Source organism: Yoonia sp., assembly GCF_046498525.1.
GTDB lineage: Bacteria > Pseudomonadota > Alphaproteobacteria > Rhodobacterales > Rhodobacteraceae > Yoonia.
Genome location: NZ_JAWOAN010000256.1, coordinates 1 through 18,570, shown reverse-complemented (window position 1 = coordinate 18,570; position 18,570 = coordinate 1). Strand labels below are relative to the sequence as shown.

The following is an 18,570-nucleotide window of genomic DNA, read 5'->3' as shown; positions in this document are numbered from 1 at the left end:
CAAAAGCCAGAACAGCCTCACCGTTGACCCCTGAGGCAAACACAGGCATTCAATCTCTTGCGTGACCCCGGCAGGATTCGAACCTGCAACCTGCCCCTTAGGAGGGGGCTGCTCTATCCAGTTGAGCCACGGGGCCACGCAAGAGATTGAATGCCTGTGTTTGCCTCAGGGGTCAACGGTGAGGCTGTTCTGGCTTTTGTTCGCAAGCACAGCTAACAATTGGCAAAACGATGGACGGGACCACTCTTTTGACCAATATGCCTAAACGCCCTCTGACCTTGCGCGATGTATCCGAAGCATCCGGCGTCAGCGAAATGACTGTCAGCCGCGTGTTGCGCAACAAGGGCGACGTGAGCGCCGCAACCCGCCAGAAGGTGCAGGATGCAGCCAAGCGGCTGGGTTATGTTCCCAACAAGATCGCAGGCGCGCTGGCGTCGCAGCGGGTGAACCTTGTTGCCGTCATCATTCCGTCATTGGGTAATATGGTCTTTCCCGAGGTGCTTTCGGGAATTTCGGAAACGCTGGAGGGTACTGAATTACAGCCTGTCATAGGTGTGACGGACTACCTTCCTGAAAAGGAAGAGAAAGTTCTTTTCGAAATGCTGTCCTGGCGACCCTCGGGCGTTATCATTGCCGGTCTGGAACATTCAGAAGCGTCGCAGGCGATGTTACAGCAGGCCGGTATTCCGGTGGTCGAGATCATGGATGCAGATGGCGAGCCCATCGACCATTGCGTCGGCATTTCACACCGCCGCGCCGGGCGCAAAATGGCGGAAGAGATTATTGCTGCGGGTTACAAGCGGATTGGTTTCATGGGCACGAAAATGCCGCTTGATCATCGCGCGCGCAAACGGTTCGAAGGCTTTACCCGCACGCTTGCGAAGGCCGGTATCGAGATCGCCGATCAAGAATTCTACTCCGGCGGATCCGCGCTTGCCAAAGGCCGCGAGATGACGGCCGAAATGATCAAACGCACCCCCGATCTGGATTTTCTTTACTACTCCAACGACATGATCGGTGCGGGTGGTTTGTTGTACCTGCTTGAACAGGGCATTGATGTGCCGGGGCGCATTGGTCTGGCGGCTTTCAACGGAGTTGAGTTGTTGGACGGGCTTCCAAAGCAACTGGCAACGATGGATGCGTGCCGACGCGAGATTGGCGTGAAGGCCGCGCAAATAATCGCAACGCTCAATGCAGGTGGGACTGTGCCGGATGGCCCGATCATCACGTTGGAACCCAAGCTTGCGGCGGGTGATACCTTGCGCCGCTAGGACCGCTTTTGCCTAGATCATGCGAATGACGGCCTTGTCGATGGCAAGCACATAGCCCTTGCGGGCGATGTTTTTGACCAGAAGTTCGCTCATCATCTGGTTGCCCAATGTATCACGCAGCCGTTTGATGCGGGTGGCACCGGCGGCTTCGTCACAGTCTACGGCGGACCTGCCCGAGATCACCGCCTCGATCTCGGCACCTGTCAGGACTTCGTCGTCCATGCGGGCTTCGGCCAGAACAGAAAGCGTTTCGATGGCCGCATCGGTCAGTTTGAATTCAAAATCGTTGAGGTAAACAGCCTTTTGATCACGGCTGATGGTCAACGAGTTTACCTCTATGCCCTGCCGCTCGATCCGGCCCATCCGGCGGTTCAGTGCGATCAGCATCACGAGAAAGGCGACGGCAGCCACCAAGAGGGCGGTTGCAAAGATAAGCAGGACGAAAATGACGAAACGATAAGAAGCAAGCGTATCCGAGAAGGCGGTGCCAGATCCCGCCAGTATCTCGAGCAGCTTGATCTCGGCATTGCTGGTCAGGTTGTCATTCTCGACGAACAGCCGTTCCACGCGCATGTTGAACGCGTTGGCATCGGGAAGGTTGATAAACAGAAGGATGGCGGCAATAGCGAGGATCAGCACAATCGCCGCAATCCCTGCGACGACGATCTTGTTGCCTATTTCGCGTGCTTCAGTAGCGGAGGAAGAATTCACCTGCGCTGTCCTTTCTTTCATCAAGGCCGGTGTCATCAAAGACACCCAGCACATTCAACAGTTGCCAGCCGTTTCCAGCCAAGCGATCGCGCAGCTGGTTTTCGGCTGAACTTACTGAACAATCACCGCGCACCTCGGCAACCCCGTAGTGGAGCCGTAAAGGATTGTCTTGCTTGGCTTTATAGTCGGCATAGCAAGCGGCATGCGCAATCGTCGTGCTGAGCATCAGGGCCATGAATGAGAAGAAAAGATGTTTCATGTGTTTCACTTGATGCAAGGCCAGTCTGATATTCAATAACGCCTCATGTTATCGCGATGGCAATCGCATAACCATCCCCCGTTATTGTTTGGCAGGCACCACCTGCGCCAATTTCAGTTCATCGCCACTACGAAGTCCTCCGAACCGAAAGGATGCAGATATGTTTAAGCCATTGATCGCAGGGATCACGGCGTTGTCGCTGACGCTTGCCGCTGCAACACCGCTTCACGCTCAGGGTCTGGATCGCGAAGATGTCGGCAAATTGCTAATAGGTCTGGCTGCCGTTGCCGTGATCGGCGCAGCCATCGAAGAAAACCGCGACCGTGACCGCAACAGCAGCACACAGGTGCATGAAACGCCGCAGTGGAGCGGGATCAACCGCAACAACAACAACTGGTCTGAATTGAACCGCCAGCATCAAAGCAGCCAGAACAGCCGCCGTGTATTGCCACATGCCTGCCTTACGACGGTCGAGACCCGCTTTGGGCACCAGCGACTTTTTGGCAAGCGGTGTCTGGAACGCAACTATCGCCACGTGAACCGCCTGCCGGATCGTTGCGCCGTGCGGCTTTACACAACTGACGGTCCGCGCACCGGCTATGACCCGCTTTGCCTGCGCGAGCAGGGCTACCGTTCTGATCGGCGCTATTAAAGCGCTGACTTCCAGCGCGGTTTCATTGCCCCGGTTACCGCGCCACCTTGGGTGTTTGTCAAAGCAATAGCTGCGCTGAACAAGGCGTCAGGTGGCAAAACCCTTTACGGGGCAGAGAGGTTGGACATGGCTCTCTGCCCCTTTTTCCTTGAAGTGACCGCTGCGTTCTGGTCACTGACTTTATGACCAAACCCGATTTCATTTTTGAACAGGCTGCGCACCGGCGCGGTTTCGTGCATGTGGCTGGTGTGGATGAGGTGGGGCGCGGACCGCTTGCTGGGCCGGTTGTGGCAGCAGCTGTTATTCTTGATCCTGCGCATATCCCCGATGGCCTTGACGACAGCAAGAAGTTGACCGCGAAACGGCGCGATGCGCTCTATGACGAACTCTTTGCTGTCGCGCATGTGTCCATCGCCGGGGCAAGTGTTGCAGAAATAGATGAACACAACATCCTGCGCGCGTCGCATATTGCGATGGTCCGCGCGATAGCCGGGCTTGCCCGAACTGCCGACCACGCGCTGATCGACGGCAACATGATCCCCCGTGATTTGGTGTTGTCATCCGAGACCCTCATCAAAGGTGACGGGCGCAGTCTGAGCATCGCTGCGGCCTCTATCGTGGCCAAGGTGTGGCGTGACAGACACATGGTGACATTGTCGCAACAGCATCCGCACTATGGCTGGGACAAGAACGCGGGATACCCCACAGCCCAACATAAATTGGGGCTTGAGCAGTTTGGCGTAACCGAACACCATAGACGTTCGTTCAAGCCGATACACAATATCTTGTATCAAGATAAAATCGTAAGTGACTGAATCAATAAAGATTTTGACACGGAATCGCCTCTGACTCACATTGGGCCCAACCAAAGAGCGGGAAGACCCGCCGGGGCTTAGAGGCAAGTTATGACGACAAAGACAAAAACAAAGGGGGCGTTCGCGCTCCCGCTCAATACGATTGTTGATGGCGACTGCATCGAAGTGATGAACAGCCTGCCAGCGGGTTCTGTTGATCTGATTTTCGCGGACCCACCCTATAACCTCCAGCTCAAGGGCGATCTGCATCGCCCCGACAATTCCAAGGTCGATGCCGTCGATGACGCATGGGACCAGTTCGACAGCTTCAAGGTCTACGACCAGTTCACCAAAGCCTGGCTTGCAGCCGCCCGCCGCCTGCTGAAACCGAACGGTGCGATCTGGGTCATTGGCAGCTATCACAACGTGTTCCGCATGGGCGCAGAGCTGCAGAACCAAGGGTTCTGGATTCTCAACGATGTCGTCTGGCGCAAATCCAACCCGATGCCGAATTTTCGGGGCAAGCGTCTGACCAATGCCCATGAGACACTGATCTGGGCTTCGAAAGAAGAGGCCAGCAAGTACACCTTCAATTACGAAGCGCTCAAAGCACTCAACGAGGGCGTGCAGATGCGGTCGGACTGGGTTCTGCCCATCTGCACCGGTCACGAGCGACTGAAGAATGACGAAGGCGAAAAGGCGCATCCCACGCAAAAACCGCAGTCACTCTTGCATCGCGTCCTTGTTGCCACCACTAACCCCGGCGATGTGGTCCTTGACCCCTTCTTCGGGACTGGCACCACGGGCGCGGTCGCAAAAATGCTGGGCCGCGATTTCATCGGGATCGAGCGTGAAGAGGCGTACCGCAAGGTGGCCGAAAAGCGCATCAGGAACACCCGCAAGTTCGATAAAGAGGCCTTGGAGGTCTCTACCTCGAAACGTGCCGAACCACGCGTGGCATTCGGCGTTCTGGTCGAACGCGGCATGTTGCGCCCAGGCGAAGAATTGTGGAGCATGAATGGCCGTCACAAGGCTAAGGTCCGTGCCGATGGCACGTTGATCGGTGACGACATCAAAGGATCGATCCATCAGGTCGGAGCCCATCTTGAAGGTGCGCCAAGCTGTAACGGCTGGACCTATTGGCAGTTTAAACGCGACGGGCAAAAGGTGCCCATTGATCTGCTGCGCCAGCAGATCCGCTCAGAGATGGCGAAGCACTAAGTTTCACCAAAGTTGATACCGCCGGTGCCTGCGGCAAGCCTGTTCAATACCGGACAGGCCCGCGAGCACTAACTTTCCCCCGCCATCTTTCGTGATGGCGGGGTTTTTTCATTTCGGGTTGGAAAGAAAAGGATTTCGGGTGCAGAGTTCCGAAAGGGACTTAAGGAGTATCAACGGGGCATGACGTCTGCTGAGTACGTTATTGGTATTGATGGTGGCGGGACCGGATGCCGCGTAACCGTTTGTGATCGGGCGGGCAACCGATTGAGCCAAGCGATTGGCGGCCCTGCCAACTACGTGACCGATCCTGCCTCTGCGATCCAAAATGTCTTGGCCGCAACCCACAAAGCCACCTTTTCTGTCATGGACGCACCGCTGGACTTGACCCAATGCGTCGCGCATATCGGTCTTGCCGGTATGATGGACAAAACAGATGCAGGTAACATTGCGGCTGCGATGCCCTTTGCCCGCGTCGGCGTCACAGATGATCGTGCCACAACGGTTGCGGGCGCTCTTCGGTGTGCCGATGGTTTGCTCATATCGGTTGGCACCGGTTCTTTTGTTGCTGCGCAACGGGGCGGGGTACAGCGATTTCTTGGCGGGTGGGGGCATGTGCTGGGCGATCAGGCTTCCGGGGCTTGGCTGGGCCTGCAAGTCATGCGCCTGACGGCCTTGGCCAACGATGGGCTGATGCACCATTCGGATTTGACGCAGCATATTTCGGCACGTTGCGGCGGAACGTCGATCAAGCTTGTGTCTTTTGTCAAAGACGCACAACCGCCGGACTATGCCGCACTGGCGCCTGCCGTGATAGAAGCCGCCAATGCCGGCGACCGGCATGGTACAGAGTTGATGCAGCGCGGCGCTGATTATCTGTCGTCCTGCCTGAAAACGCTGGATTTTTCCAACAGCGAAGCCCTTTGCCTGACGGGAGGAATCGGACCGCATTATGCCGCTTACCTTGAGCCGCAGGCGCAGTCTTGCCTCCAGCCACCTGCCGGAACTGCACTTGACGGCGCGGTTCATCTGGCGCGTGAACTTCTGTAACAAGCAAAGAGTGCGATCTTGATATGCAGGACCTGAATAGAGTGACCGAAATACCATGAAAAAGCGTGCACTGACCGGGGCAAGGATTTTCGACGGGGCGCAGATTTACGATGATGCCGCAATGCTGCTGGACGACGAAATCTTTGAAGCCATTGTCCCCGACCACGCCATACCGTCCACCTACGCCGTCACGCAAGTTGCAGGCGGCACCATCCTGCCCGGCTTTGTCGATGTGCAGGTCAATGGTGGTGGCGGGGTGATGTTCAATGACGAACCGTCGGTCGAGGGCTTAAGGACGATTGCAAATGCACATGCAGGGAACGGGACCCGCGCGCTCCTGCCTACGCTCATCACTGACACGCCAGAATGCCTGCACGCAGCCGTCGATGCGGTAGAGCATGCCATAAAAGAGGGTGTTGCAGGTATCATCGGACTTCACCTTGAAGGGCCGCATATATCTGTTGCCAAGAAAGGCGCACATGATCCGGCGCTGATCCGCCCGATGCTGGATGCAGACGCAGCCTTTCTGTTGGATGCCGCGCGACGGCTGCCTAATCTCATGGTGACTGTCGCCCCCGAAAATTGCAGCCCCGAACAGATTGGACTGCTTAGCGATGCAGGGGTCATTGTATCGCTTGGTCACACGGATTGCAGTTTCGCTGATGCAAAAGCCGCCTTTGCAGCAGGCGCGCGCTGCGTCACACATCTGTTTAACGCCATGAGCCAACTGGACAGCCGTGCGCCGGGGCTGGTTGGTGCGGCGTTGCAGACAAAGGGTGTAAGTGCGGGCCTGATTGCTGACGGCATCCATGTTCATGCAAGCAGTATGCAAGTTGCACTATCTGCCAAATCAGAGTCCGGCGGCATTTTCCTCGTAACCGACGCGATGGCGACCGCAGGATCGCGGATCGCGGCGTTCAGATTGAACGGTCGCAAGGTCTTGCGGGCGAATGGGCGGCTCACGCTTGAAGACGGCACCTTGGCAGGTGCGGATATCGACTTTCCCAAATCACTCTCGCTACTCGTGAATGAGGTCGGCATTTCCCCTGATCGAGCGCTTGGTATGGCAACATCAGCACCAGCACGCTGCCTCAGGATGCCGGGTGCGGCTGGACGGTTTCTTGCGGGCAATCCCGCAAATGCCATCCACCTCAACGACGCCTTTCACTATCTGGGCGCAGTCTGACCGCTATTTGCGCTTTTCACGTTGTTCCAATCGCGCCTCGATCGCCTCGAGCTTGGCGAGAACTTCATCGCGGTATGCGTCTGTCGCAGCGTTGCCTTCCTCGGCGTGGGCGTCTTGCATGGAATTCACGATAAGGCCGACCAGCAGGTTCACCACCGCGAATGTCGTGACCATGATAAACGGCACAAAGAAGGACCATGCGTAGGGATACACCTCCATGACGGGGCGCACGATGCCCATGGACCAGCTTTCCAGTGTCATGATCTGGAACAGCGTGTAACCCGACTGGCCCAATGTGCCGAACCATTGCGGAAAGCTGTCGCCAAAGAGCTTGGTCGCCATCACCGCGCCGATATAAAACACGATGCCCATCAGTAGAAACACCGAACCCATACCGGGCAGGGCGGTGACGAAGCCTTCGACCACGCGCCGCAGTGAAGGCACGACCGAGATCACCCGCAATACCCGTAAGATGCGCAGCGCCCGCAGAACCGACAGGCCACCATTGCCGGGCACGAGAGACACGCCGACGATGATGAAATCAAAGATGTTCCAGCCGCTGCGAAAGAACTGATTGCGCTGGGCGAACATTTTTGCCGACAGTTCGATCACGAAAACCGCAAGACAGATCCGGTCGAGGGTAAGGATCAAGGGCCCGGCGACAGCCATGATAGAGTCCGACGTTTCCATTCCGAGGATGACCGCGTTGAAAATGATCACGGCAACGATGAAATTTCCGACCCAAGGTGTCGCGAGAAGGTCGGCGGTTTTTTGGCGGAGCGTCATGGTCATGGCCTTAGAGGATGTGCGCCCGTGATATGGGTTGTTTGCAACACATGAGCAAGGGTATCCTTCCATCCCAAGTTGTGCTGGACGGCAATTGCCGCAACAGCGCATGCTTTGCCTGAAAAGTGAGCCTTAAATGTCGATGAACCTCCGTTTGATTTTCCGTTGGACCGCATTCCTATTGGCGGGCGGCTACTGCATCCGCATGCTGATCTTTGGCGGCTGGGAAGAATTCGGTGGCCCGTTCCGATTTCTGACTGTCTGGGCGCTGTTTTGTTCATTCTTCGCGTTCAGCCGTATGATGGCGATCGAAGAAGGGCGCAGCGAGCGGCGCTGGGACGGGTTTGTCTGCATGACGGCTGTGATCAACACGATGGTCGTGGTCCTGTACTGGCGGCTCTATTTTGCCGATCCTACGTCGGTGACACCCGACGGCGAACTGGCAGCATGGCATCTGGAGATATATCTGCATCTTCTTGGCCCGCTATTGCAGGTGATCGACACGATTTTCATCCATCGCAGCTATCGTCGTCTGGGTGCTGCTTTGACGTGGCTTTTCGGGGTGATCGGGGTTTACGTCCTGCTGGCAGAACTGGTGTTTCAGCCGCTCAACACAAGTCCCGCCGGTACGGTTACGAGCGGTTTGCCCTATCCGTTTCTCAATAGTCTGGAGTTTGGGGATCGTGCGGTATTCTACGGCACCAATTTTGCAGTCGCTGTGATCCTGCTGATGTTCTACGCCAGCATCGCGCGGGGCTTCAGCCGCCGATTTCCTGCGCCAGCAATGCTTTGAGCCCTGACCTGTAGTCCGGGTAAAGCAGTTCAACGCCCAGTTCATTTTTGATGCGATCGTTGCTTACCTTCTTGCTTTCTGCATAGAAACTGCGCGCCATCGGGGTCATTTCGGCAGTTTCGAAATCAACGGCTTCTGGGGTCGGCAGTCCCAGCAATTCGGCGGCATATGCGATCACGTCTTCGGGCGGTGCAGGGTCGTTGTCACAGACGTTATAGGCCGCACCGGGATTGGGTTTGTTGATGGACGCAGCCAGAACGCGGGCGATATCCGCCACATGCGTGCGGCTGAACACCTGCCCTTGCTTGATGATCCGGCGCGCCGTGCCGTTGCGCACCTTGGAAAACGGCCCGCGCCCGGGGCCGTAAATGCCCGCCAGCCGAAAGATGTGGAGCGGCAGGCCGGGGATCGCGGACCACGCGGCCTCTGCCTCGACCCGTGCGATACCGCGTTTGGTGGCCGGGGTCAGGGGCGTGCTTTCATCCACCCAGTCGCCTTGGTGGTCGCCGTAAACACCGGTAGTCGAGAGATAGCCGACCCAAGCGAACTGATCCGCACGCTTGGCGATCTCATTGCGCAGTTCGGCCAGCACAGGATCGCCATCGTCGTCCGGCGCGGCAGAGATCAGCAGATGCGTCGCCGCATTCAGCGCGGGAATCATATCCGCCCCCGGCCAGATCCGCGGCTCGATGCCTTCGTTCATCAGGCGGGGCGCTTTGTCATCGGACCTTGTGGTGCCGATGATCCGCCAATCCTGTGGCAGCAGAGTACGTGACAGGGCGCGGGCACTATAACCGTGGCCAAAGGAAAGCAGGGTATGTGTCATAGGACCGAGGTGGCCCAGCCGCTGCAGTTTTGCAAGAGGGATTGGCGCGCGCTGTGGTACGCGATGCGGTAGTTTGGGGTTTGACCAGACAAAGAAAGAGGCAGGTTAATTGGCATAGTCCGATCCCTCATCGTCAAGAATCGCCTTGAGTTCGGCCAAGTGCCGCACGTCCTGTTCGGGATAGCTTTCCAGTTCTTGCGCCGTCTTTTCGGCAACCTCACCGGGCAGCACGCGCAATTCCATACCTGTTTGCAGTGCACGGATATAAGTCTCGCAGGCCCGTTCAAAATAGTAGAGCCGGTTAAAGGTTTCAGCCGCATTCGCCCCAATGACCAAGACGCCATGATTGCCCATGATCATGACCTTTTTCTTGGGGTCTGTGAATTGGGCCGCGCAGCGCGCGCTTTCTTCCTCGAACGCCAGACCGCCATAGCCTTCATCAATGACATAGCGATTGAAGAAGGTGCAACAGTTCTGGTCAATAGGTGGAAGGTGGCTGTCTTTCAGTGACGCGAGCACCGTCGCAAAGATCGAATGCACATGCATCGCACAGCGGGCATGTGGCACCAACCGGTGGATGCCCCCGTGCAGCCCCCAAGCGGTGGGATCCGGGGCATCCGGCCCCGCAAGTGTTTCAGGATCATTGGCATCTACTGTGATCAGATCGCTGGCCTTGATCCGGCTGAAGTGCATCTGGTTGGGGTTCATCAGGAACCGCGTACCATCGTCGTTGATCGCCAGACTGATATGATTGGCAACGCCTTCATGCATGTTCAGCCTTGCCGTCCAGCGGAATGCCGCCGCCAGATCAACCCGTTCTGCCCAATTTGTCATATTTTGTGGGTGTCTATTCATGGCGGCTCCTTGGATTTGTTTGGCAGAGGGTCTAATGATGGCGCTATCAGCATCGCAAAGGAAGTACAAAATGGTATTCAAGCCCGCCAAGTGGCCCCGCAAGCTGCGCTCTCAGGAATGGTTCGGAGGCACGTCCAAGGACGCAATCTATCACCGGTCCTGGATGAAGAATCAGGGTTTGCCAGCCGATCTGCTGGACGGACGGCCTGTTGTGGGCATCTGCAACACGTGGTCAGAGCTGACACCCTGCAACGCGCATCTGCGCGATTTGGCTGAAAAGGTGAAGTTCGGGATCTATGAAGCGGGCGGTTTCCCCGTCGAATTCCCTGTGTTTTCTCCTGCGGAATCCAGTCTGCGCCCCACGGCCATGATGTTCCGCAACCTTTGTGCGATGGACGTCGAAGAGGCGATCCGGGGCATGTCAATGGACGGTGTCGTGTTGCTGGCAGGCTGCGACAAGACAACACCGGCGCTGCTGATGGGGGCGGCCTCCGTGGATCTGCCATCCATCGTCGTGTCTGGCGGCCCGATGCTGAACGGGATGTTCCGTGGCGAGCGTGTGGGCTCTGGCACGCATCTTTGGAAATTCTCCGAAGCGGTGCGCGCAGGCGAAATGACCGCCGAAGAATTCGTCGAAGCCGAAGCGTCGATGTCGCGTTCGCCGGGGTCCTGCAACACGATGGGCACCGCAAGCACGATGGCGTCGATGGCCGAGGCGCTGGGCATGGCCCTGTCAGGCAACGCCGCGATCCCTGCGGTTGATAGTCGCCGTCGCGTCATGGCGCATCTGACGGGGCGCCGCATCGTGCAGATGGTCAAGGATGATTTGAAACCATCCGATGTAATGACCAAGCAGGCGTTCGAAAATGCGATCCGCACCAATGCCGCGATTGGCGGTTCGACCAATGCCGTGATCCACCTGCTTGCCATGGCGGGGCGGACCAAAGGCGTGGACCTGACGCTGGACGACTGGGACAGGCTGGGCCGTGACGTACCCACAATCGTGAACTTGATGCCGTCGGGCAAATACCTGATGGAGGAATTCTTTTATGCAGGTGGCCTGCCCGTCGTGATCAAGCGACTGGGCGAGGCAGGTTTGTTGCAAAAGGACGCGCTGACCGTTTCGGGCGACAGCATCTGGAGCGAAGTACAGCACGTCAAGAACTGGAACGAGGATGTCATCCTGCCGGTTGAAAAGGCGCTGACCCAATCGGGCGGTATCGCCGTGCTGCGCGGAAACCTTGCCCCCGGTGGGGCCGTGCTGAAACCGTCTGCCGCAACACCGGAACTGATGCAGCACCGTGGCCGCGCCGTCGTGTTCGAGGATATCGACGACTACAAGGCGCGGATCAACGACGACGATCTCGATATCGACGAAACCTGCGTGATGGTCCTGAAAAATTGTGGCCCTCGCGGCTATCCGGGGATGGCCGAAGTGGGGAACATGGGGCTCCCGCCGAAGATCCTCAAGAAAGGGATCACTGATATGGTGCGAATTTCCGATGCGCGTATGTCTGGGACGGCCTTTGGCACGGTTGTGCTGCATACCTCGCCCGAGGCTGCCGTGGGTGGACCGTTGGCCGTTGTGCAGTCGGGCGATATGATTGAGGTGGATGTCGCAGGGCGGCGTTTGCATCTGGATATTTCCGATGACGAACTCGCCGCGCGTCTGGCCAAATGGACGGCGGAAAAATCGGGTGCCAACCCGCGACCCGAAAGCGGCTATGCCATGCTTTACCATGACCGCGTCATGGGGGCCGATACTGGCGCCGATTTTGATTTCCTCGTTGGTCATCGCGGCAATGCGGTCGGTAAGGAAGCGCACTGATGACACAGATTTGTCTGGTAGGGATCGGCAAGATCGCTGTCGATCAACACGTACCTGCGATAGGCGGCAGTGACGATTGGGTGCTTGCCGCAACGGTCAGCCGTGCAGGCACGGTCGATGGCGTGCCATCTTTCAGCGATTTTGACCAGATGCTGGCAGAGCGGGCCGATATCCCTGTCATTTCCATCTGCCTGCCCCCGGTTCCGCGCTATGACTACGCCGTCAAGGCGATTGCTGCCGGACGGCACGTGATGCTGGAAAAACCACCCGGCGCGACGCTGGCCGAGGTCTATGCGCTGGCGGATATGGCGCAGAAAGCGGGCGTGACGCTTTACACCACTTGGCACAGCCGGATGGCCAAGGGGGTCGCCCCCGCCAAAACATGGCTTGCCGACAAGACAATCACCCGCGCGCATATCTGCTGGAAAGAAGACGTGCGGCGCTGGCATCCGGGGCAGGACTGGGTCTTTGAGCCCGGTGGCATGGGGGTCTTTGACCCCGGCAGCAATGCCCTTTCGATCATCACGGAAATCCTGCCGATGCCCATCCATTTGCGGTCTGCGGACCTGCAGTTTCCTGCAAACCGCGACACACCTATTGCGGCGCAAATGCAGTGGACGCAGAATGTATCCGGTGATTTTGATTGGCGGCAGGAAGGTCCTCAAAGCTGGGATATCACGATGGAAACAACAGCGGGCACACTGCACCTGCATGATGGGGGCGACAGGCTGATAACTGACGGCAAAGAAATCGTCGCTGGCAATAATCGCGAATATCCCGCCCTCTATGGCCGCATGGCAGAACTGGTCAAAAATGGCGCATCGGAAGTGGATGTGTCACCCATGATCCATGTTGCAGATGCGCTCACGCTTGGAAGGCGGATCACGGTAGACCCTTTTCACTTTTAGCATAAGCCTTTGCTTCTCATGTATAAAAATACCTCCGCCGGAGGCATCCTGTTCTAGGAACAGGGCACATGCAGGGGTTTTCGCAAACTGCAAAAAATTTACCATTTGATAAAAAATAAAACTGTGGCAGGCTGGACGAGAAAAGCCACGACAGGATCAAGCCATGTCCAGCCCCATGACCCCAGGTATTGCCGCAGCGCGCCTGCCAGCAGAAACGCTTACTGACAATTTCACGGATCTGCACGCGCCTTACTCTCCACACGAGGCCGCAGTCGCCGCGGACCGTTGTTACTTTTGCCATGATGCGCCTTGCGTCACGGCCTGTCCGACGGACATCGACATCCCGCTGTTCATTCGACAGATCAGCACGGGCACGCCCGAGGCGGCCGCAAAAACGATTTTTGATCAGAACATCCTTGGCGGCATGTGCGCGCGGGTTTGTCCGACCGAGGATTTATGCGAACAGGCCTGCGTGCGCGAGTTGGCCGAGGGCAAGCCTGTCGAGATCGGGCGCCTCCAACGCCATGCGACGGATACGCTGATGGTCAAGCAAAGCCACCCCTACAACCAGGCGCCGGAAACCGGCAAGAAGGTCGCGGTGGTTGGGGCAGGGCCGGCAGGGCTGGCATGTGCACACCGTTTGGCAATGCACGGCCATGATGTCACGATCTATGATGCTGAATCCAAGCCCGGAGGGCTGAACGAGTTTGGTATCGCCGCCTATAAATCCACCGATGATTTCGCCGCCCGCGAGGTGGACTGGCTCTTGGGGGTCGGCGGGATAGACCTCAAAACCGGCATGCGCCTGGGTGATGATCTGACAATGGATGCGTTGACGCATTGCTTTGATGCGGTCTTTCTTGGTGTCGGCCTTGGTGGCGTAAACGCCTTGCGCAGTGACGGTGAAGACAAGGATGGCGTGCGCGATGCAGTCGATTTCATCAAGGAATTGCGGCAGGCGGGCGATCTTGCCACGCTCCCTGTCGGGCGCGATGTGGTCGTTATCGGAGGCGGTATGACCGCTGTCGATGCCGCCGTACAATCCAAGCTATTGGGCGCGCAGAACGTCACGATCGCATATCGCCGTGGGCGTGAGGCGATGAGTGCAAGTGAGTATGAACAGGATCTTGCGGCGTCGAAAGGGGTGCGATTGATATTCAATGCGCAGCCAATCGCGATCCACGGCAATGGTGCGGTACGCGAGATCGAGTTGGAATATACCACTGATGATGGCGGCAGTCTGAAAGGAACGGGCGAAACCATCCGCCTCGCTGCGGATCAGGTTTTCAAGGCCATCGGCCAGACGCTGACGACCGATGGTGGGCTGGCGCTGAACGGGCGCAAGATCGCTGTCACCGGTGCGGGCCGGACCAGTCAGGCCCGTGTTTGGGCCGGTGGTGATTGCGCCAGCGGTGGCGACGATCTGACGGTGACTGCCGTTGCCGAAGGCCGCGATGCGGCGATGGATATTCATGCAACCTTGATGGGGAGCAATTAAAATGGCTGATCTGACAACAAACTTTCTGGGTATCAAGAGCCCCAACCCGTTTTGGCTGGCCTCTGCCCCGCCGACCGACAAAGAATACAACGTTCGCCGCGCGTTCGAGGCAGGATGGGGTGGGGTCGTTTGGAAAACGCTGGGGTCCGAAGGGCCGCCCGTCGTTAACGTCAACGGTCCGCGCTATGGCGCAATCTATGGCGCTGATCGCCGGTTGCTGGGGCTCAATAATATCGAATTGATCACGGATCGCCCGCTTGAGGTGAACCTCGAAGAAATCACCCGCGTGAAGGCCGACTATCCGGATCGCGCCATGATCGTATCAATCATGGTGCCCTGTGAAGAACAGGCTTGGAAAGACATCCTCCCCCGCGTGGCGGCCACTGGCGCAGACGGTATCGAGCTGAACTTTGGCTGCCCGCATGGGATGTCGGAACGGGGCATGGGGGCTGCCGTGGGGCAGGTGCCCGAATACATCGAAATGGTCACGCGCTGGTGCAAGCAGTATTACGACAAACCCGTGATCGTGAAGCTGACGCCCAACATCACAGACGTGCGCAAACCTGCGGCGGCGGCAATGCGGGGCGGGGCCGATGCGGTCAGCCTGATCAATACGATCAATTCGATCACATCCGTGAACCTCGACACGATGTCACCAGAGCCGTCGATTGACGGCAAAGGAAGCCACGGCGGCTATTGCGGCCCGGCAGTGAAACCGATCGCCATGTCGATGGTGTCCGAGATTGCCCGCAATCCGGAAACCCGTGGTATGCCGATCAGCGGGATCGGTGGAATAACGACCTGGCGCGATGCTGCGGAATTTATCAGCCTTGGTGCCGGTAATGTGCAGGTTTGCACCGCGGCGATGACCTATGGCTTCAAGATCGTTCAGGAAATGATCAGCGGTCTGTCACAATGGATGGACGAAAAGGGCTACACATCGGTCGAAGACGTCGTTGGCCGCGCCGTACCCAACGTGACTGACTGGCAGTATCTGAACCTCAACTATGTTGCCAAGGCAAAGATCAATCAGGATGATTGCATCAAATGTGGTCGTTGCTATGCGGCTTGCGAAGATACCAGCCATCAGGCGATCGCGATGTCGGATGATCGTATCTTCACCGTGATCGACGAAGAATGCGTCGCCTGCAATCTTTGCGTCGATGTATGCCCGGTCGAGGATTGCATTACCATGGAAGCAATGACACCCGGTCAGGTTGATCCGCGAACAGGCAAGGTTGTTCAGGAAGAATACGCAAACTGGACGATGCATCCCAACAATCCCGGCGCTGTCGCGGCTGAGTGATCAGGGGCGCAGCAACTTGGCGTAAAGCGTATCGAGAAAGGCCAGAGCCCCGTCATGCGGGGCTTTGTCGCCTAAAACGGCCCTCACCTGAACGTCGAAATCTGCGTAATGCTGGGTAAAGGCCCAGATTGAAAAGATCAGGTGATGCGGGTCGATGGATGCGATTTTGCCTGCATCTGCCCAGCCTTGAATGATGGCGGCCTTGTCATCGACCAGCATTTTCAGATCGGTTTTCAGGATCTCTTCGATATGGGGCGCACCTTGCAGAATTTCATTCGCAAAAAGCCGGCTTTCGCGTGGGAAATCACGGCTCATTGCCAGTTTACGCTGCGCATAGCCCATGATTTCGACGACTGGATCACCCGATCCGTCAAGTGCTTTCAGCGGGTCGAGCCATGTCTCTAGCAGGCGTTCCAAAAGCGCTGTGTGAATGGCCTCTTTGGAGGGAAAATAGTAAAGCAGGTTCGGTTTTGACAGGCCCGCCGCATCGGCGATTTGATCCAGCGTTGCCCCCCGAAACCCGTATTGCGAAAATATATCGAGACCAGCCGAGAGGATCGCCGCGCGATTGCGCTTCTGGATGCGGGTAGGTGCTTTGGTCATGCCGATCCCTTGCTCAAAATTCAGGCGAAGCCAGGCTGGAACTGTCTATACTTGCCTGCAATGGTTGCAACTGCCAGTATTTCTCGCAGATAACTTGACTGATGTATCGTCTCTGTTAGCGTTATTTTGACCGGTTGGTCAAACCAGAAGAGAGGAACCCCTATGTCAGTCCCCGGAGAGAACCTGCGTATCAATGGTGAACGGCTGTGGGACAGCCTGATGGAGATGGCCAAGATTGGCCCCGGCGTTGCAGGTGGCAACAACCGCCAGACCCTGACCGACGAAGACAGCGAAGGTCGCCATTTGTTTCAGAAATGGTGTGACGCAGCGGGCTGCACAATGGGTGTCGACGAGATCGGCAACATGTTCGCCCGCCGCGAAGGCACCGACCCAGATGCGCTGCCGGTCTACGTTGGCTCGCATCTGGACACCCAGCCCACAGGCGGGAAATATGACGGTGTTTTGGGGGTGCTGGGTGGTTTGGAAATTCTGCGCACGCTCAATGACCTTGATATCAAGACCAAGCACCCGATTGTCGTGACAAACTGGACCAACGAGGAAGGCACGCGCTATGCGCCTGCCATGCTCGCCTCTGGTGTATTCGCGGGTAAACATGCGCTGGACTGGGCCAATGATCGCGTTGATGCAGATGGTAAACGCTTTGGTGACGAGTTGGCGCGGATTGGCTGGAAAGGTCCTGAAAAAGTGGGCGACCGCAAGATGCATGCGTTCTTTGAGCTGCATATCGAGCAGGGACCTATTTTGGAAGCCGAGGGCAAGGATATCGGCGTAGTAACTCATGGTCAGGGGTTGCGCTGGATTGAGTGCACGGTGACCGGCAAGGAAAGTCACACAGGATCGACCCCCATGCATATGCGCAAGAACGCAGGCCGTGGTTTGGCGCTAATCACCGAACTGGTGCACGAGATCGCGATGAAGAACCAGCCCAACGCAGTTGGTGCGATTGGGCACATTGACGTGTATCCCAACAGCCGCAACATCATTCCCGGCAAGGTCGTCTTTACCGTCGATATGCGCACGCATCTGCTGGATAAGCTGAACACGATGGTTGCCGAACTGATAGAGCGCGCACCGAAGATTTGCGAAGAGATCGGGGTGACCTTCGAGGCCGAAATCGTCGGCCAGTTCGACCCGCCTGCTTTTGATGAGGACTGTGTTTCAGCCGTGCGCAATGCCGCCGAAAGGCTGGGGTACAGCCACATGGATATAATCTCTGGCGCGGGCCATGATGCCTGCTGGATCAATGATATCTATCCGACGGCCATGGTGATGTGTCCTTGCGTGGATGGGCTAAGCCACAACGAGGCGGAAGAGATTTCACCGGAATGGGCGACCGCTGGGACGGACGTGCTGTTTCATGCGGTTGTGGAGACAGCGGAGATCGTGGGCTAAAAGGGGCTCTGCCCCCGGCCTACGGCCTCCCCCGAGGTATTTTTCAACATAAGAAGATGAAGGCCTGCGTCAGGTCCGACAGGGAGAAACCAATGACCAAAGTCATCAAGAACGGAACCATCGTCACCGCTGACCTGACCTATAAGGCGGATGTGCTGATCGACGGGGGCAAGATCATCGAGATCGGGCCGAACCTGAAGGGCAACGAGGAACTGGACGCGACCGGATGCTACGTCATGCCGGGTGGCATCGACCCGCATACGCATTTGGAAATGCCTTTCATGGGCACATACTCCACCGATGATTTCGAAAGTGGGACGCGTGCCGCCTTGTCGGGCGGCACCACGATGGTTGTGGATTTCGCGCTGCCCGCCCCCGGACAGGGCCTGCATGATGCCTTGCAGATGTGGGACAACAAATCGGGCCGTGCGAACTGCGATTATTCGTTCCACATGGCCGTGACATGGTGGGGCGAGCAGGTGTTCAACGAGATGGAGAGCGTTGTCAAGGACCGCGGCATCAACACGTTCAAGCACTTCATGGCCTATAAAGGCGCGCTGATGGTCAATGATGACGAGATGTATGCGTCCTTCTCGCGTCTGGCCTCGCTGGG

Annotated in this window: 19 protein-coding genes and 1 tRNA gene; 13 read left to right on the top strand and 7 right to left on the bottom strand. The window is 57.4% G+C overall.

Annotation, left to right across the window (positions count from 1 at the left end):
• Positions 1-62: 62 nt before the first annotated feature.
• Positions 63-136, bottom strand: a tRNA-Arg gene (locus R6T97_RS15455).
• A 121-nt stretch (positions 137-257) separates the two neighbouring features.
• On the opposite strand from R6T97_RS15455, the gene R6T97_RS15450 reads away from it, so the two are divergent.
• Positions 258-1,271 (top strand): LacI family DNA-binding transcriptional regulator, encoded by a 1,014-nt coding sequence (locus R6T97_RS15450; protein WP_410350179.1) that lies wholly within the window; start codon positions 258-260, stop codon positions 1,269-1,271.
• Positions 1,272-1,283: 12 nt separating this feature from the next.
• Here the strand turns inward: R6T97_RS15450 and R6T97_RS15445 are convergent, their stop codons facing one another.
• Both R6T97_RS15445 and R6T97_RS15440 read right to left on the bottom strand, forming a co-directional pair.
• Positions 1,284-2,003 carry a transcriptional regulator gene (locus R6T97_RS15445; protein WP_410350178.1) on the bottom strand — a complete coding sequence of 240 codons (720 nt, stop codon included), beginning with the start codon at positions 2,001-2,003 and terminating at the stop codon, positions 1,284-1,286.
• The gene (locus R6T97_RS15440) at positions 1,960-2,241 is read right to left on the bottom strand and encodes a hypothetical protein (protein ID WP_410350177.1); all 282 of its coding nucleotides are present in this window, start codon (positions 2,239-2,241) and stop codon (positions 1,960-1,962) included. Before R6T97_RS15440 ends, R6T97_RS15445 begins: the two co-directional genes overlap by 44 nt.
• Before the next feature lie 160 nt (positions 2,242-2,401).
• Here R6T97_RS15440 and R6T97_RS15435 point away from each other — a divergent pair, with 160 nt between their 5' ends.
• The 5 genes from R6T97_RS15435 to nagA all read left to right on the top strand — a co-directional run bounded on the left by R6T97_RS15435 (position 2,402) and on the right by nagA (position 7,141).
• Positions 2,402-2,893 (top strand): hypothetical protein, encoded by a 492-nt coding sequence (locus R6T97_RS15435; RefSeq protein WP_410350176.1) that lies wholly within the window; start codon positions 2,402-2,404, stop codon positions 2,891-2,893.
• 182 nt (positions 2,894-3,075) lie between these two features.
• The gene (locus R6T97_RS15430; protein ID WP_410350175.1) at positions 3,076-3,708 is read left to right on the top strand and encodes a ribonuclease HII; all 633 of its coding nucleotides are present in this window, start codon (positions 3,076-3,078) and stop codon (positions 3,706-3,708) included.
• 90 nt (positions 3,709-3,798) lie between these two features.
• Positions 3,799-4,908 carry a site-specific DNA-methyltransferase gene (locus R6T97_RS15425; protein WP_410350174.1) on the top strand — a complete coding sequence of 370 codons (1,110 nt, stop codon included), beginning with the start codon at positions 3,799-3,801 and terminating at the stop codon, positions 4,906-4,908.
• Positions 4,909-5,088: 180 nt separating this feature from the next.
• Positions 5,089-5,955 (top strand): BadF/BadG/BcrA/BcrD ATPase family protein, encoded by an 867-nt coding sequence (locus R6T97_RS15420; protein WP_410350173.1) that lies wholly within the window; start codon positions 5,089-5,091, stop codon positions 5,953-5,955.
• 55 nt (positions 5,956-6,010) lie between these two features.
• Positions 6,011-7,141: an N-acetylglucosamine-6-phosphate deacetylase gene (gene nagA, locus R6T97_RS15415; RefSeq protein ID WP_410350172.1), complete on the top strand. Its 1,131-nt coding sequence runs from the start codon at positions 6,011-6,013 to the stop codon at positions 7,139-7,141.
• Between the two features lie 3 nt (positions 7,142-7,144).
• Here nagA and R6T97_RS15410 read toward each other — a convergent pair whose 3' ends face one another.
• Positions 7,145-7,927 (bottom strand): ion transporter, encoded by a 783-nt coding sequence (locus R6T97_RS15410; protein WP_410350171.1) that lies wholly within the window; start codon positions 7,925-7,927, stop codon positions 7,145-7,147.
• Positions 7,928-8,063: 136 nt separating this feature from the next.
• Here R6T97_RS15410 and R6T97_RS15405 point away from each other — a divergent pair, with 136 nt between their 5' ends.
• Positions 8,064-8,720: a hypothetical protein gene (locus R6T97_RS15405; protein WP_410350170.1), complete on the top strand. Its 657-nt coding sequence runs from the start codon at positions 8,064-8,066 to the stop codon at positions 8,718-8,720.
• Here the strand turns inward: R6T97_RS15405 and R6T97_RS15400 are convergent.
• Together R6T97_RS15400 and R6T97_RS15395 are read right to left on the bottom strand one after the other, a co-directional pair.
• Positions 8,686-9,546, bottom strand: coding sequence for an SDR family oxidoreductase (locus tag R6T97_RS15400; RefSeq protein ID WP_410350169.1), 861 nt, complete (start codon positions 9,544-9,546; stop codon positions 8,686-8,688). The genes R6T97_RS15405 and R6T97_RS15400 overlap by 35 nt on opposite strands.
• A gap of 105 nt (positions 9,547-9,651) precedes the next feature.
• Positions 9,652-10,401 carry a class II aldolase and adducin N-terminal domain-containing protein gene (locus tag R6T97_RS15395; RefSeq protein ID WP_410350168.1) on the bottom strand — a complete coding sequence of 250 codons (750 nt, stop codon included), beginning with the start codon at positions 10,399-10,401 and terminating at the stop codon, positions 9,652-9,654.
• A gap of 70 nt (positions 10,402-10,471) precedes the next feature.
• Between R6T97_RS15395 and araD the strand changes: the two genes are divergently transcribed.
• The 4 genes from araD to preA all read left to right on the top strand — a co-directional run bounded on the left by araD (position 10,472) and on the right by preA (position 15,941).
• Positions 10,472-12,229: an L-arabinonate dehydratase gene (gene araD, locus R6T97_RS15390; RefSeq protein WP_410350167.1), complete on the top strand. Its 1,758-nt coding sequence runs from the start codon at positions 10,472-10,474 to the stop codon at positions 12,227-12,229.
• Positions 12,229-13,137 carry a Gfo/Idh/MocA family protein gene (locus tag R6T97_RS15385; RefSeq protein WP_410350166.1) on the top strand — a complete coding sequence of 303 codons (909 nt, stop codon included), beginning with the start codon at positions 12,229-12,231 and terminating at the stop codon, positions 13,135-13,137. Before araD ends, R6T97_RS15385 begins: the two co-directional genes overlap by 1 nt.
• A 163-nt stretch (positions 13,138-13,300) precedes the next feature.
• Complete coding sequence (locus R6T97_RS15380) at positions 13,301-14,635, top strand: NAD(P)-dependent oxidoreductase (RefSeq protein ID WP_410350165.1); 1,335 nt, start codon at positions 13,301-13,303, stop codon at positions 14,633-14,635.
• Position 14,636: 1 nt separating this feature from the next.
• On the top strand, positions 14,637-15,941 hold the full coding sequence (gene preA, locus R6T97_RS15375) for an NAD-dependent dihydropyrimidine dehydrogenase subunit PreA (protein ID WP_410350164.1): 1,305 nt from the start codon (positions 14,637-14,639) through the stop codon (positions 15,939-15,941).
• Here the strand turns inward: preA and R6T97_RS15370 are convergent, their stop codons facing one another.
• Positions 15,942-16,544, bottom strand: a complete 603-nt coding sequence (locus R6T97_RS15370) for a TetR family transcriptional regulator C-terminal domain-containing protein (protein WP_410350163.1) — start codon at positions 16,542-16,544, stop codon at positions 15,942-15,944.
• 162 nt (positions 16,545-16,706) lie between these two features.
• Here R6T97_RS15370 and R6T97_RS15365 point away from each other — a divergent pair, with 162 nt between their 5' ends.
• On the top strand, positions 16,707-17,957 hold the full coding sequence (locus R6T97_RS15365) for a Zn-dependent hydrolase (RefSeq protein WP_410350162.1): 1,251 nt from the start codon (positions 16,707-16,709) through the stop codon (positions 17,955-17,957).
• A 92-nt stretch (positions 17,958-18,049) separates the two neighbouring features.
• The coding region (locus R6T97_RS15360; protein WP_410350161.1) for an amidohydrolase family protein at positions 18,050-18,570 on the top strand (521 nt) is incomplete at its 3' end.

Excerpts from the sequence above, each read along its gene's own strand:
- R6T97_RS15370 (WP_410350163.1), bottom strand. The coding sequence starts at position 16,544 with ATGACCAAAGCACCTACCCGCATCCAGAAGCGCAATCGCGCGGCGATC.
- araD (WP_410350167.1), top strand. The coding sequence starts at position 10,472 with ATGGTATTCAAGCCCGCCAAGTGGCCCCGCAAGCTGCGCTCTCAGGAA.
- R6T97_RS15410 (WP_410350171.1), bottom strand. The coding sequence starts at position 7,927 with ATGACGCTCCGCCAAAAAACCGCCGACCTTCTCGCGACACCTTGGGTC.
- R6T97_RS15430 (WP_410350175.1), top strand. The coding sequence starts at position 3,076 with ATGACCAAACCCGATTTCATTTTTGAACAGGCTGCGCACCGGCGCGGT.
- R6T97_RS15425 (WP_410350174.1), top strand. The coding sequence starts at position 3,799 with ATGACGACAAAGACAAAAACAAAGGGGGCGTTCGCGCTCCCGCTCAAT.
- R6T97_RS15395 (WP_410350168.1), bottom strand. The coding sequence starts at position 10,401 with ATGAATAGACACCCACAAAATATGACAAATTGGGCAGAACGGGTTGAT.
- R6T97_RS15365 (WP_410350162.1), top strand. The coding sequence starts at position 16,707 with ATGTCAGTCCCCGGAGAGAACCTGCGTATCAATGGTGAACGGCTGTGG.
- R6T97_RS15405 (WP_410350170.1), top strand. The coding sequence starts at position 8,064 with ATGTCGATGAACCTCCGTTTGATTTTCCGTTGGACCGCATTCCTATTG.
- R6T97_RS15450 (WP_410350179.1), top strand. The coding sequence starts at position 258 with ATGCCTAAACGCCCTCTGACCTTGCGCGATGTATCCGAAGCATCCGGC.
- R6T97_RS15380 (WP_410350165.1), top strand. The coding sequence starts at position 13,301 with ATGTCCAGCCCCATGACCCCAGGTATTGCCGCAGCGCGCCTGCCAGCA.
- R6T97_RS15435 (WP_410350176.1), top strand. The coding sequence starts at position 2,402 with ATGTTTAAGCCATTGATCGCAGGGATCACGGCGTTGTCGCTGACGCTT.
- R6T97_RS15440 (WP_410350177.1), bottom strand. The coding sequence starts at position 2,241 with ATGAAACATCTTTTCTTCTCATTCATGGCCCTGATGCTCAGCACGACG.
- preA (WP_410350164.1), top strand. The coding sequence starts at position 14,637 with ATGGCTGATCTGACAACAAACTTTCTGGGTATCAAGAGCCCCAACCCG.
- R6T97_RS15400 (WP_410350169.1), bottom strand. The coding sequence starts at position 9,546 with ATGACACATACCCTGCTTTCCTTTGGCCACGGTTATAGTGCCCGCGCC.
- R6T97_RS15385 (WP_410350166.1), top strand. The coding sequence starts at position 12,229 with ATGACACAGATTTGTCTGGTAGGGATCGGCAAGATCGCTGTCGATCAA.
- nagA (WP_410350172.1), top strand. The coding sequence starts at position 6,011 with ATGAAAAAGCGTGCACTGACCGGGGCAAGGATTTTCGACGGGGCGCAG.
- R6T97_RS15445 (WP_410350178.1), bottom strand. The coding sequence starts at position 2,003 with ATGAAAGAAAGGACAGCGCAGGTGAATTCTTCCTCCGCTACTGAAGCA.
- R6T97_RS15420 (WP_410350173.1), top strand. The coding sequence starts at position 5,089 with ATGACGTCTGCTGAGTACGTTATTGGTATTGATGGTGGCGGGACCGGA.